Source organism: Nocardia sp. NPDC052112, assembly GCF_040680135.1.
Classification (GTDB): Bacteria; Actinomycetota; Actinomycetes; order Mycobacteriales; family Mycobacteriaceae; genus Nocardia.
Map to the genome: position 1 here is coordinate 79,192 of NZ_JBFAWD010000027.1, position 15,995 is coordinate 95,186.

Here is a 15,995-nt window from a genome sequence, read left to right on the forward strand (position 1 = left end):
ATCGGTGGGACAGGATCTGGCGCGGCCGCGCGGTATCGGAGGGGGGCCGCTGGCGTGACCCGGCCATCCCGTACCCGTCCGGTCCGGACCCGCCAGCCGCGAGTCACCACCCTGCCGCAGCTGATGGCCACCGCGGTGGAGGCGAATCCGGCCGGTATCGCCGTCGTCTTCGCCGATGCCACCGCGACGCTGGGACAGCTGAGCTACGCCGAACTCGACGATCGGTCCACCCGATTGGCCCGGTTGCTCATCGAACGCGGTGTCGGTCCGGAAGATCTTGTCGCCGTGGGTATTCCGCGGTCGCTGGCGTCGGTCGTCGCGGTGTGGGCGGTGGCCAAGACCGGTGCGGGATTCGTACCGGTCGACCCCGATTACCCGGCCGAGCGCGTCGATCACATGGTGACCGATTCCGGTGCGGTGCTCGGCCTCGCGGTCGCCGAGGTGGCGGCGCAACTGCCGGATCGGGTCGAGTGGCTGGTCATCGATGCGCCCGAATTCGCACTGTGCCTGGCGCGGTATTCGGGCGGGGCCATCACCAATGCGGACCGAATCCGTGCGGTGCGGGCGGAGCACCCGGCCTATGTCATCTACACCTCCGGCTCCACCGGTAAACCGAAGGGTGTCGTCGTCACCCAGGCCGGACTGTCCGGCTTCTGCGATGAACAGCGCGATCGATACCGCGTCACGAACCAGTCGCGCACACTGCATTTCGCCTCGCCGTCCTTCGACGCCTCGGTGCTCGAGCTGCTGCTCGCACTCGGTGGTGCGGCGACCATGGTGGCGGTCGCGCCGAATATCTTCGGCGGCGACGAGCTGGCGACGCTGCTGCGCCGGGAACGGGTGACGCACGCGTTCATCACCCCGGCGGCGCTCGCCTCGGTCGATCCGACGGGGCTCGACGACTTCCGGGTCGTTGTCGCCGGTGGCGAGGCGTGTCCGCCGGATCTGGTGCGGCGCTGGGTATTACCGATCTCCGACGGCCGGACGCGTGAGTTCTGCAACGGTTACGGGCCGACCGAGACCACGATCATGACCAATATCAGCCCGCCGATGACACCCGGTGCGACGGTGACCATCGGCCGCCCGATCCGCGCCGTCACCGAATACGTACTCGACGACCGGCTGAATCAGGTGCCGAGCGGCGTGGTCGGCGAACTGTACATTTCGGGTTCCCAGGTGGCGCGCGGCTATCACGCACGGCCCGCGCTGACCGCGTCGCGTTTCGTGGCGAATCCGTTCGATCCCAGTGGCTCTCGGCTCTACGCCACCGGTGACCTGGTGCGCTGGACGACCGGCGGTGAGATCGAGTATCTGGGCCGCAACGACTTCCAGGTCAAGATCCGCGGCTTCCGCATCGAACTCGGCGAGATCGATGCGGTGCTCGGCGCGCACGACAGTGTGGATTTCGTCGTCACCATCGGACACAAACTCGACACCGGCGCAACGATTCTCGCGTCCTATGTGCACGCGGCCGGCGATGCGGTGGTGGATACCGGCGAGCTGACCGCCTTCGCCGAACGCGCACTTCCCGCGCATATGGTGCCGACCGTCATCACGGTCCTGGAGACCATTCCGCTGACTCCCGTCGGCAAGCTGGATCGGCGGGCGCTGCCCGCGCCGGTGCTGGAGACCAAGCGGTACCGGGCGCCGGAGACCGACATCGAACAGATCATCGCCGAGGTACTCGGCGAGGTGCTCGCTATCGAGCGCATCGGTCTCGACGACGACTTCTTCGCACTCGGCGGCGACAGCATCACCTCGATCCAGGTGGTGTCGCGGGCCAGGGCGCGCGGGGTGATCTTCACACCCCGAGACGTTTTCGAATCGCGCACGGTCGCGGCCCTCGCGCCGCTCGCCACTGCGGGGGCGCCGGTCGAGACCGGCGCGCAGCCGACCGGTCCGCTGGTCGAGCTGTCGCAGGCCGATCATGACCGGCTGGCAAGGCGGTACCCGAAGCTGGCGGATGTCTGGCCGCTGACCCCGCTGCAGTCGGGCATGCTGTTCCATGCGCGGTTGGCCGAGTCATCGGTCGATGCGTACATGACCCAGTTCATGGTCGATCTCGGTGGCGATGTCGATGCCGAGCGACTACGGGCGGCGGCGGTCGCCGTAGTGGGTCGGCATGTGAACCTGCGGGTGGCATTCGCCGAGGATGCCGCCGGGAATCCGCTGCAGGTCGTGCTGGACGAGGTCGAAGTGCCCTGGCGTGCGGTCGATCTCACCCATCGCGCACCGGCCGAGGCCGCCGCCGAATTGCCGCGGATCATGGCCACGGAGCTGGCCGACCATTTCGATATGGGCAGTGCGCCGCTGCTGCGGTTCACCCTGATCCGTTCGACGACCGATGCCTACCACCTGCTGGTCACCAGCCATCACATCCTCATCGACGGCTGGTCGATGCCACTGCTGACCCAGGATCTGCTGACGCTCTACGTGCTCGATGGTGATGCGAGCCAGTTGCCGCAGGCCCGCTCCTACCGCGACTATCTGGCCTGGCTCGGTGCGCAGGACCACAGCGCCGCGCGCGCGGCCTGGCGCGAGGTGCTGGCCGGTATCACCGAGCCGACACCGCTGGCCGCCGTCGATCCGGCCCGCGAAATCACCGCGGGCGTCGGCGAAGTCGATTTCGAATTGTCCGAGGCGGACACCAAGGCACTGAGCCGATTGGCCGCTGATGCCGGGGTCACCGTCAATACCGTCATCCAGGCGGCCTGGGGGCTGTTGATCGGCCGGAGTGTGGACCGCGACGATGTCGTCTTCGGCGCCACCGTTTCCGGGCGGCCGCCGCAGCTCGACGGCATCGAGACCATGGTCGGGTTGTTCCTCAACGCGATTCCGGTCCGGGTGCGCCTGGACGCCGACGACACCCTCGCCGGACTGCTGCGGCAGTTGCAGACCGAACAGGCGGCGCTGCTGGACCACCACCACCTCGGCCTGAGCGAAATTCAGGAAATCGTCGACGTGGAAGGGCTTTTCGACACCCTCGTCGTCTTCGAATCGTTTCCGATCGACGAGACGGCGCTCACCGAGGCGGCCGGTGCGCTCGATGGTATGAGCATCGAGGGCGCGGTCGCGGTGAACGGCACACACTATCCGGTCACCGTGGTGATCGTCCCCGGTGTACGGATGCACTTCACCCTCAAATACCTGCGCGATGTCTTCGACGAGACGGCGGCACAGGCACTGGCCCAGCGCTTGTCGAACTTGCTCGGACGCTTCCTGACCGATCCGTTCGCCAGGATCGCCGAGGTCGATGCGCTGACCGCCGCCGATCGCGCCGTACTCGAGACCGTCAACGCCACCGAAGTCGGCGACCTGCTGGATGATTCGACACTGCTGACGCTGTTCGACGCACAGGTCGCCCGCACCCCGGATGCACCCGCGGTGAGCTATCGCGATACCACGCTGAGCTACCGCGAACTCGACGCGCGTTCGCGCGCGCTGGCCGGGGCGCTGGCCGGGCGCGGCGTCGGCCCGGAATCGCTGGTGGCGGTGGCGATGCGGCGCGGTATCGAGCTGGTCGTCGCAATCTACGGCGTGCTGCGCGCCGGTGGCGCGTATGTGCCGATCGATCCCGACCATCCGGCCGAACGCAGCACCTATGTGCTGTCCAGCGCGGCTCCGGTATGCGTGCTGACCACGACCGCGACCGGCTTCGAAACCGAGACGGGCGCACCGCTGGTCTACCTGGACGCTGCTCGTTTCGAGCCAGCCGCGAACAGTCGCGACGCGGCGAGTCCGGCCGGCGCCTCGATCTCCGGTGACGTGCTGACCGACACCGTCGTAGCACCGCTTCCCGACAGCGCCGCCTACGTCATCTACACCTCCGGCTCGACCGGTCGGCCCAAGGGCGTGGTGATCACACATCGGCAGATGGCGAACCAATTCCGTTGGGCGCAGCGGACCTACCCGCACGGTCCCGGTGATGTGGTGCTGCACAAGACGCCGATCACCTTCGATATCTCCACCTGGGAGCTGTTCTGGCCACTGCAGACCGGTGCGGCGGTGATCATCGCCGCACCGGATGGACATCGCGACACCGCGTATCTGGCGCGCGTGATCGACGAGTACTCCGTCAGCACGGCGCACTTCGTGCCATCGATGCTCGACGCGTTCCTCGATGGCGCACCCGCCGACGAAACCGCGTACCCGGCGCTGCGGCGGGTCTTCGCCGCCGGTGAGGCACTGTCGGCGGACACGGCCGCGCGTGTACGCGCCTTGCTGCCGAATGCGGACCTGTTCAACTGGTACGGCCCCGCCGAAGCGACGGTCGTCACCGCATATCCCGCCGAAGCCGATGGGCGCATTGCGATTCCGATCGGCGCCTCGGTCGCCAATACCCGGGTGCATGTGCTCGATCGGCAGTTGCGACCGGTTCCGGTCGGCGCGGTCGGTGAGTTGTATATCGCCGGTGTGCAATTGGCGCGCGGCTATCTGAACGCACCGGCGTTGACCGCCGAGCGGTTCGTCGCGCACACCGATGGCGCGCGGCTGTACCGCACCGGCGATCTGGTGCGCTGGGTGCCGGGGCACGACAGCGGATACGCCCTGGAATATCTGGGCCGCAGCGACTTCCAGGTCAAGTTGCGCGGCCAGCGCGTCGAACCCGGTGAGATCGAGGCGGTGCTGCTCGGTCTGGACGCGGTGCAGCGCGCGGCGGTGGCGCTGGTCACGGGGCGTACCGGTGATCGGCTGGTCGCCTATGTAGTGGCCGCGCCCGGCGCACAGGTCGATGACGATGTCCTGCTCGAGCACGCACGCGCGGCGCTGCCGTCGTATATGGTCCCGTCCGCGATCATGCGGCTGGATGCCCTGCCGCTCAATGCGAGCGGCAAACTCGACCGCAAGGCGCTGCCCGCACCGGAGTTCATCGGTCGGCCCTACCGGGAGCCGTCGACACCGCTGGAACGCACCGTTGCGACGGTATTCGCCGATGTGCTCGGCATCGAACGCGCGGGTGCGGACGACGATTTCTTCGACCTCGGCGGCAATTCGCTGATCGCCACCCGGGTGGTGGCCAGGCTCGGTGCCGCGATCGGCAGCCGCGTCCCGGTGCGCGCCGTCTTCGAGGCGTCGACAGTCGCGGCGCTGGCCGCCGCGGTCGCGTCGGGCGTCGGGCGGCGCCGCGAGGTGCCGCTGGTGGCCGGTCCGCGCCCGGATCGGATTCCGCTGTCGCTGGCCCAGCAGCGGATGTGGTTCCTCAACCAGTTCGATACCGAATCGGCGGTGAACAATCTGCCGGTCGCGGTCCGGCTGACCGGGGCGCTCGATATCGCCGCATTGCAGCAGGCCATCGCCGATCTGGTAGAGCGGCACGAAACGCTGCGCACCGCCTATCCAGCCGATCGAGACGGCGTCGCGCAGCAGGTGGTCGTGCCTGCGGCACACGCAGTTCCGGACCTGACACCCCAGCCCGTCACGGCGGACACCTTGCACGCCAGGGTCGTCGAGATCATTGCCGCCGGATTCGATGTCACCGATCAGGTGCCGTTGCGCGGTGCGCTGTTCCAGGTGGTCGCGCCCGACGGCGGCCTATCGGATGAGTATGTGCTCGTCTTCGTGGCCCATCACATCAGCGCGGACGGCTGGTCGATGGGACCGATGACCCGTGATCTCATGCTCGCCTACGCGGCGCGCGCGGCCGCGACACCGCCGGCCTGGCCGCCGCTGCCGGTGCAGTACGCGGATTTCAGTCTCTGGCAACGGGAAGTGCTCGGTTCCGAGGACGATCCGGCGAGCCTGATCACCGCGCAGACCCGGTTCTGGCGCACCGCGCTGGCCGGACTGCCCGACGAGCTGAACCTGCCCGCCGACCGGCCGCGCCCCACGACGCAGTCGTTCGCCGGTGGCACCGTCGCTTTCACGATCGAACCGCGGGTGCACCGCAGGCTGCAGGAGATCGGCCGGGAACACAACGCGACGATCTTCATGGTGGTGCATACCGCGCTCGCGGTATTCCTGGCGCGCCTGTCGGGCACGGGGGACATCGCCATCGGCACACCGGTGGCCGGTCGTGGCGCGGCCGAATTGGACGATGTCATCGGCATGTTCGTCAATACGCTGGTGCTGCGGACCCCGGTGCGCGGCGACGCGACCTTCGCGGAATTGCTGTCCGTGGTGCGGGACACCGATCTGCAGGCCTTCGCACACGCCGATACTCCGTTCGAGCGCCTGGTCGATCTGTTGAATCCGGAGCGGTCCACGGCGCGGCATCCGCTGTTCCAGGTGGCGCTGTCATTTCAGAATCTGCCGGACATCTCCTTCGAACTGCCCGAATTGCGGGTCGATGCGATCGATCTCGAGATCGACACCGCGAAATTCGATCTGTCGCTGGCCATTACCGAGCTGCCGGGCAAGTCCGAGGGTATGTACGCCGTGTTCTCCTTCGCGCGCGACCTGTTCGACGAGTCCACGGTTCGGGTGTTCGCGGATCGGTTCGTGCGGCTGCTCGAAGCGATCACGACCCGGCCGGAGCTGCCGGTGGGTGATCTGCCGCTGCTGGCCGAATCCGAGGCGATATTCCTGACCCGGGTGCAGCCGGATCAGCTGACGGCCGCTGGGCTGCTGCCCGATCTGCTGGTGCGCGGGCTGCGTCGAGGTGCGGACCGTACGGCCATCCGCTACCAAGGGCGCTCGATCAGCTATCGCGAACTGGACGAGTATTCGTCGCGGTTGGCAAGGGTGCTGATCGATCGCGGTATCGGCCCGGAACGCCTGGTGGCGCTGGCGCTGCCGCGCTCCTATGAGATGGTCGCCGCCGTATCGGCGGTATCGAAGGCCGGTGGCGCGCATGTGCCGGTCGACCCGAATTACCCGGTGGATCGGGTGCGGCACATGCTGACCGATTCGAGTGCGCTCGTCGGTCTCACGACATCGGCATTCCTGGCGGAATTGCCGGACGATGTGCACTGGCTCGCGCTCGACGATGCCGAGACGGATGCGCTGTGCGCCAGCCGATCCGCCGCGCCGGTCACCGATGTGGACCGGATCACGCCGTTGCGGCCGCACCATGCGGCCTATGTCATCTACACCTCGGGCTCCACCGGTATGCCCAAGGGCGTCACCGTGACCCACGCCGGCCTCGGCGGCCTGGTCGACCATTCGGTCGGCCTGTACCGGCTGGCGCCGAACCACCGGCTCCTGCATATCTGTTCGCCGAGCTTCGACGTATCGGTGCTGGAATGGCTTGTCGCGCTTTCGGTCGGCGCGACGCTGGTGATCGTCCCCCCGGCCATTATCGGCGGTCCGGAGCTGGGTGATCTGCTGCGCGGTGAGCGCGTTACGCACGCGATCATCACCCCCGCGGTGCTCGGCTCGGTGGATCCGGTCGGGCTCCATGAACTCGAAATGCTCATGGTCTGCGGCGATGCCACCACACCTGAACTGCTCGGTAAGTGGCAGCCGGGCCGCAGGTACCACAACGGCTACGGACCGACCGAGGCCACGGTCATCGCCTCCTATGCGACGCTGCGGGCGGGTGCGCCGATCACCATCGGCACACCGGTATACGGGATCGCGGCGCTGGTACTGGATGCTCGGCTGCACCCGGTTGCGCCGGGTGTCGCGGGAGAGCTGTATCTGTCCGGTTGCGCACTGGCGCGCGGATATCACAACCGTCCCGGACTTTCCGCGGAGCGTTTCGTGGCCAATCCGTGGGGTGAGCCGGGGGCACGGATGTACCGCACCGGCGACGTGGTGCGCTGGTTCGCCGAACCCGAAGTGCGTGCGGGCAATGCTGCGCTGCCGTCGATACCGTGGGCGCTGGAATATGTCGGCCGTTCGGACTTCCAGGTGAAGATCCGCGGCTATCGCATCGAACTCGGTGAGATCGACGCCGTGCTCGGCGGGCACGCCGATGTGGAGTTCGCGATCACCGTGGGCAGGCCGAGCAATGCCGGTGTCACGATCCTGGTGTCCTACGTGCTGCCGGTGTCCGGCCGGGTCATCGAGCCGAGCGTGCTCGTGGAGCATGCGGCGCGGCGCCTGCCGCCGCATATGGTGCCGTCCGCGGTCGTCGTACTCGACGAGATCCCCTTGACGCCGGTCGGCAAGCTGGATCGAAAGGCACTGCCGGAACCGGTTTTCGAGCAGGCGGCCTTCCGTACGCCGAAGACCCATACCGAACAGATCGTGGCGAGCACCTTCGCCGCGGTGCTGCGCATCGGTACCGGCGCCGAGGACAGCCGCTATCTCGGCCTGGACGACGACTTCTTCACACTCGGTGGAAATTCGCTGCTGGCAACGCAACTGGTCGCGCGACTCGGTGCGGCACTGGATACCCGCGTACCCGTACGCGTGCTCTTCGATGCGTCCACGGTCGCGGAACTAGCGGCGAAACTGGAACAGCTCGCCGGTAGCGGCGCTCGTCCGGCATTGACGGCCGGCCCACGGCCGCACCACATTCCGTTATCGCTGGCCCAGCAGCGCATGTGGTTCCTCAACCGGTTCGATACCGACTCCTCGGCCTACAACATCCCGATCGCCGTGCGGCTCACCGGCTCCCTCGACGTGGTGGCGCTGCGCCGGGCGGTCGCCGATGTGGTCGAGCGGCACGAAATCCTGCGTACCCGCTACCCGCAGACCGATGCGGGTCCGGTCCAGCTGATCCTGCCCGCGGATGCGGACGTACCGAAACTAGAGGTCCGCGAGGTCGCACCGGATGAACTCGAATCCGCCGTGGTCGAGCTGACTTCGACGATCTTCGACGTGACCAGCGAGGTCCCGGTCCGGGTAGTGCTGTTCGATGTTGCCGGTGCCGGTGCCGGTGCCGGTGCCGGTGCGGAAGTCGGTGCCGGTGCGGCTGCCGGTGCCGGTGCGGCTGCCGGTGCGGATGCGGCTGCCGGTGCGGATGCTGCTGCCGGTGCGGATGCGGCTGCCGGTGCGGAAGCTGCCGCCGCTGCTGCTGCTGATGCCGTTGTCGCTGCCGATGCCGATGCGGCGGAAGCGGAGAGCACGGAGACGGTAGCGGGCGTGGCCGCGCACGGCCCGCTGGACTCCGCGATCGAACACGAATATGTGCTCGCCCTGGTGGTGCACCACATCACCGGTGACGGTTCATCGGTCGCGCCGCTGACCCGCGACCTGATGCTGGCATATGCGGCCCGCTCCGTGGCCGCCGCACCGGGCTGGGCACCGCTGACCGTGCAGTACGCGGACTACAGCAGCTGGCAGCGCGAACTGCTCGGCAGCGAGGACGATCCGGAATCGTTGGCGGCCGAGCAGATCGCCTACTGGCGTGACGCCCTGGCCGATCTGCCCGAACAGCTGGATCTGCCCGCGGACCGGCCGCGTCCCGCGGTGCGATCCTTCGCGGGCGGCACCGTCGAGGTGCGCATCGATTCCGAAACCCATCGTGCGCTGGTCGAATTGGCCCGTGCCGAAAGCGCGACGCTGTTCATGGTCGTGCACACCGCGCTGGCCGTACTGCTGGCGCGGCTCTCGGGTTCCGATGACATTGCCATCGGTACCCCGATATCGGGTCGCGGTGAGGCCGCGCTGGACGATCTGATCGGCATGTTCGTCAACACCTTGGTGTTCCGCACCCGGGTGGATGCCGGTGCGACCTTCAGCGAACTGACCGCGCGCCAGCGGGAGGCCGATCTCCGGGCGTTCGCCCATGCGGATATCCCGTTCGAGCGGCTGGTCGAGGTGCTCAACCCGGTCCGCTCCACGGCGCGGCATCCGCTGTTCCAGGTCGGACTGTCGTTCCAGAATCTGGCACAGTCCAGCCTCGAACTGTCCGGACTCACCGTGTCCGGTGTCGGTATCGACATCCAGGTCGCGCAGTTCGATCTGAACCTCATCGTGAGCGACGCCTACGATGCCAATGGCGCGCCCGCCGGTATCGCCGGGCAATTCGTCTACACCAAGGACCTTTTCGACCGGGCGACGGTCGAGGGCTTCGCGGAGCGCTTCACCCGCCTGCTCGACCGGATCATCGCCGCACCGCATATCCCGGTCGGCGAACTCGACCTGTTGGCCCCGGCCGAGCGGGCGCGAATCCTGGTCGACTGGAACCGGACGGCCGCTCCCGTGGCGCCGGAACTGCTGCTCGACGGCTATCGCCGCGCGCTCGCGGCGCATCCCGACGCGGTCGCGGTGGTCTACGATGGCGCCGAGCTGGCCCACCCGTCGCCCGACCACCGCCCCTCAACGAGTCGCTACGCGACGCTGAGCTATGCGGAATTCGATCAGCGGGTCAACCGTTTGGCGCGGGTGCTGATCGGCCGGGGTGTCGGCACGGAATCGCTGGTGGGCCTGGCGATTCGGCGTTCGCTGGATCTGGTCGTCGGCATGTATGCGATCGTGACGGCCGGTGGTGCGTATGTGCCGCTGGATCCGGATCATCCGGTGGAGCGGATCGCGCACATCCTGGAAACCGCCCGGCCCGCGTGCGTACTGACCACCAGCACGGATGCTGTTGCGGTGCCCGGTGATACGCCGGTGCTGCACCTGGACGCGTTGGAGCTGGACCGATTCGATGCGAACCCGGTGCGCGCCGATGAATTGCTGCGCCCGGTGCGTCCGGAGAACCCGGCCTACGTCATCTTCACCTCGGGCTCGACCGGACGTCCCAAGGGCGTGGCGATTTCGCATGCGGCCATCCACAACCAGACCAGCTGGATGCTGGCCGAATATCCGCTCGGCGTCGACGATGTATACCTGCAGAAGACGGCTACCACCTTCGACGTCTCGCTGTGGGGCTATTTCATGCCGCTGCGCGCGGGCGCGAAACTCGTCGTCGCCACCCACGACGGCCACCGCGATCCGGCCTATGTCGCGGAAGCCATTGCCGCACATGGCGTGACCGTCACCGACTTCGTCCCGTCGATGTTGACGGTCTTCGCCGCGCACACCCCGGCAGGCTCCTGCCCGACGCTGCGGAACATCTTCGTGATCGGCGAGGCGCTGGCGCCGGAAACCGTCGACGCCGTGCGCGCCATCTCGGATGCCCGGGTGCACAACCTCTACGGTCCGACCGAGGCCGCGGTCTCGGTCACCTACTGGGAGGCGCGCGGTGACGACCGCTTCGGCGTCCCGATCGGCCGGCCGCAGTGGAACACCCAGGTATACGTGCTGGATTCGCGTCTGCGGCCGGTGCCCGCGGGCGTGGCCGGTGAGCTGTACCTGGCCGGTGACCAGCTGGCCCGCGGCTATGTGCGCCGACCCGAGCTGAGCTCGGACCGCTTCGTGGCCGATCCATTCGGCGCCGGCACCCGCATGTACCGCACCGGTGACCTGGTCGTCTGGCGTGCCACCGAGACCGGCGGTGTGCTCGACTACCGCGGCCGCACCGACTCCCAGGTCAAATTCCGTGGCCAGCGCATCGAACTCGGCGAAATCGAAACCGTGCTGCTGGCCGAGACTTCGGTAGGCCAGGCTGTGGCCGTTGTGCTGCCGTCCGCGCTTGGCGATCAACTGGTCGCGTACGCGGTGCCGACCCCCGGTCACCGGATCGATCAGGCCGACCTGCTTTCCTCGATCGCGGGCACCCTTCCGGCATATATGATTCCGGCCGCCATTGTGGCGCTCGACGCGTTCCCGCTGAATACCAGCGGCAAGCTGGATCGCAGGGCGCTGCCGGCACCCACCTTCGCCAGCCGCGAATTCCGCGCTCCGGCAACACCGGTCGAAGAGATCGTGGCGGGCGTCTTCGCTGATGTGCTCGGCCTGGTGCGGGTCGGCGTCGACGACGACTTCTTCGCCCTCGGCGGCAATTCGCTGATCGCCACCCAGGTGGTGGCCCGGCTCGGTGCCGCGATCGGCGGCCGGGTGCCGGTGCGCACCCTGTTCGAGGCCGCGACGGTGGGCGGGCTCGCGGTCAAGATCGAGCAGCATGCCGGATCCGGTGGTCGCCGGGCGCCGATGGCCGGTCCGCGCCCGGAACGGATTCCGCTGTCGCTGGCACAGCAGCGGATGTGGTTCCTCAACCAGCTCGATCCGTCCTCGGCGGTGCACAATATCCCGGCCGCGGTGCGCCTGACCGGTGCGCTGGACCTGGCCGCGCTGGACCTGGCCGTCGCGGATCTGATCGAGCGGCACGAGGTACTGCGCACCGTTTATCCACAGACCGACGACGGCCCTGTGCAGGTGATCGTGCCCGCCGTGCGGGCGCTGCCCGATCTGACGCCGGTGCCGGTCAGCACGGCCGAACTGCCCACGCGCGTCATCGCCACCGCCTCGGCCGGTTTCGATGTGACAACCGAGGTTCCGGTGCGGGCCGAGCTCTTCCGAGTCGAGCCCACCGCCAGCGATTGCTCGCAGGTCGCTCGAAACGACACAGAACATGTACTCGTGCTGGTGGCGCATCACATCAGCGCGGACGGCTGGTCCATCGGCCCGCTGACCCGCGATCTGATGATCGCCTACGCGTCCCGTTCGGCCGGTGCGCCACCGGCTTGGGCGCCACTTCCGGTGCAGTACGCCGATTTCAGCAGCTGGCAGCGCGAGGTGCTGGGTTCGGAAGCCGATCCGGACAGTGTGATCACCGCCCAGGCGAACTACTGGCGCAACACGCTCGCCGGAATTCCGGATGAACTGAATCTTCCCGCGGATAGGCCGCGGCCGACGACGCAGTCTTTCCGCGGCGGTCGGGTGGCCTTCTCGATCGGCACCGCATTGCACAAAGGGCTGCGGGAACTCGCGCGCGCCGAGAACGCGACCATCTTCATGGTCGTGCATACCGCATTCGCGGTCTTGCTCGCGCGGCTGTCCGGCACCGAGGACTTCGTCATCGGCACCCCGGTCGCCGGTCGCGGTGAGGCCGAACTCGACGATGTGATCGGCATGTTCGTCAATACTCTCGTGCTGCGCAGCGAGATATCCGGCGAGCGGAGTTTCGGTGCGTTGCTCGCACAGACGAAGGATGCGGATCTGCGGGCCTTCGCACATGCCGACATTCCGTTCGAGCGACTGGTCGACCTGCTCGACCCGGTGCGCTCGACCGCACGGCATCCGCTGTTCCAGGTCATGCTGTCGTTCCAGAATCTGCCGGACAGTTCATTCGAACTGCCCGGATTGCGCATCGGTGCGGTCGATCTGGAGATCGATGCCGCGAAATTCGATCTGGCGCTGACCATTCAGGAGGCCCGACGCAGTGACGGTATGTTCGCCGAATTGTCCTTCGCCAGGGATCTTTTCGACGACGCCACGGTCCAGGGTTTCGCGGATCGGTTCGTCCGCCTGCTGGAACAGCTCGTCGAGCGCCCGGACGCACCGGTCGGCGATATCGATCTGCTCAGCGATACCGAACGGGCCGAGGTGCTGTGGCGGTGGAACGACACCGCACGTGAACTCGCTGCGGTCGGCACGCTGGTCGACGAATTCGCCAGGCAGGCCGCGCAAACGCCCGGCGCGGTCGCGATCGTGGATCCGGCGACCGGCACATCGTGGACGTATTCCGAGTTCGCGGTGCGCGTGCACCGGTTGGCGCGGCGGCTGATCGAGACCGGTGTCGGACCGGAAAAGCTTGTCGCCCTTGGTCTGCGGCGTTCGGTCGATTTCGTGATCGCCGCCTACGCCGTGCAGGCGGCCGGTGGCGGCTATGTGCCGCTCGATCTCGGGCAGCCCGCGGAGCGGATCGGGTACGTGCTGGAGTCGGCCGCGCCGGTATGCGTACTCACCACTTCGCGCGACGACTTCGAGACCGGTCTGCCCACCATCACGATCGATGAGCTGGACCTTTCCGGCTACCCGGAGCAGCCGGTCACCGATATCGAACGGATTTCGCCGCTGCGGCCGGGCAATCCGGCATACGTCATCTTCACCTCCGGTTCGACCGGACGGCCGAAGGGGGTGGCCGTGCCGCATTCGGCGGTGGTGAACCAGATTCGTTGGATCACCGGTGAATACGGCATCGGCGCCGATGACATCGTGTTGTTCAAGACACCGGCCACCTTCGACGTGTCGGTGTGGGAGCTGTTCGGCCCGTTGTCCACCGGTGGCCGAATCGTCGTGGCCGCACCGGAGGGCCATCGTGATCCGCAATACCTCGCGGAAGTCATCGCGGCCGAACGGGTCACCATGACCTCGTTCGTGCCCTCGATGCTGTCCGTCTTCGCGGGTGCGGTCGACGGCTCCGCCCTCGCCTCGCTGCGCGCCCTACTGGTCGCCGGTGAAGCATGCACCGCAGACGCGGTACGGGCCATCCGCAAGGTCAGCTCGGCCGAGCTCTACAACCTCTACGGACCGACCGAATTCGCCGTGCACGCGACCCACAGTCCGGTTCCCGCCGATATCGCGGGTGCGGTGCCGATCGGTCTGCCGGTCTGGAATGCCCGAGCATTCGTATTGGATTCCCGGCTGCATCCGGTGCCGTCGGGGGTGGCCGGCGAGTTGTACCTGGCCGGTGCGCAGTTGGCGCGCGGCTATGCCGGTCGTACCGATCTGACCTCGGATCGCTTCGTCGCCGATCCGTTCGGTGCCCCCGGCTCCCGGATGTACCGCACGGGCGACCTGGTCACCCGCAAGGGCGACGGTTCGATCGGGTATCTCGGCCGCACCGACTTCCAGGTCAAGCTGCGGGGTCTGCGCATCGAACTCGGCGAGGTCGAAACCGTTCTCACCGCACACGATTCGGTGGCTCAGGCGGTGGCACTGGTGCGTTCGGATGTCGGCGACCAGCTCGTCGCCTACGTCGTCCCCGCGAGCGGCGCCACGGTCGATGCCGAGACACTGCGGACCCTGGTGGCCGAACATCTGCCGTCCTACATGGTTCCGGCCGCCGTCGTCGTAGTCGAGGTCATGCCGTTGAACCCCAATGGCAAGCTCGATCGCCGGGCGCTGCCCGAACCGGCATTCGCGGCAAAGGAGTTCCGCGCACCGACGACGCCGCTCGAATCGACCGTCGCCGATATCTTCGCCGAGGTCATCGGCGTCGACCGGGTCGGCATCGACGACGACTTCTTCGGCCTTGGCGGCAATTCACTGCTGGCCGCCCAGGTCGCCGGTCGACTACGCAAGGTGACCGGCGCGCAGATCAAGGTCGCCTGGTTCTTCACCGAGCCGACGGTGCTCGGCATCTCGAAGCAGATCCTCGCGGTACTCGAGCACGGACACGATGTCGAATCCAGCTCCGCCGCCGCACTCGGCGTACTCCTCCCGATTCGCGCCGCGGGCACCAGGCCGCCGCTGTTCTGTGTGCACCCGCTGGCCGGGCTGTCGTGGTCCTATGCCGGACTGGCCCGCGTGCTTCCGGCCGACCAGCCGATCTACGGCATCCAGACGCCCGCGCTCACCGAGGACGACTACTACCCGGACTCGGTTGCCGAGATCGTGCGCCGCTATGTCGCCGAGATCCGGGCGGTGCAGCCCGAGGGCCGGTACCGGATACTCGGTTGGTCGCTCGGCGGCAAACTGGCCCACGCGGTGGCGACCGAACTGCAGGCCGACGGCGCACAGGTCGAGTTGCTCGCGATCCTGGACGCCTACCCCGGCGGCGACTTCACCGATTTCCGGAGCCAGATCCGCGCGGCCTTCACCGAATTGGGACTGGACGCCGCGGCGCTGCCCGCGCCGGAAAATCTGCAGGAAATCGGGGACGAGGCCGTGGCAGCGCTGCACGCGATGGCCGTGGGCCAGGGCCTGGACGTGCTCACCCCCGAACGCCTGCGGCGCGTCTACCGCACGGCCATGCGCACGGTCGAGCTGGAGTCGCGGTATCGGCCCGCGGTATTCGACGGGACGCTCGAGTTCTTCCGCGCCACGGTCGATGCCGAGGCCCGAGCGGATCGCGCCCCCGCCGACTGGCGGCCTTTCGTATCCGGTGAGATCATCGATCGCCCGATCGGGGCGACGCACGAGTTGATGACCTCTGCCGAAGCGTTGGCCGAGATCGGTCCCCGGCTCGCTGAGCTGCTCGAAACCCCTGAGCGGTTGCGATCGGGCGGGGAAAGCGGGTAGATAGTCGGCGTGAACAAGCGACCATTGCGGTAACGATCGGCGTCTGACCATGCGATGCTTCTGAGTAACGCGCAGGGTGGGGAGCACTTTTAGGG

General features: G+C 67.7%; 1 protein-coding gene. It reads left to right on the forward strand.

Annotated features, from left to right (window positions below; all coding sequences use genetic code 11):
* Window positions 1–54 precede the first annotated feature (54 nt).
* Complete coding sequence (locus tag AB0L58_RS35975) at window positions 55–15,900, forward strand: amino acid adenylation domain-containing protein (protein ID WP_364394370.1); 15,846 nt, start codon at window positions 55–57, stop codon at window positions 15,898–15,900.
* Window positions 15,901–15,995 lie beyond the last annotated feature (95 nt).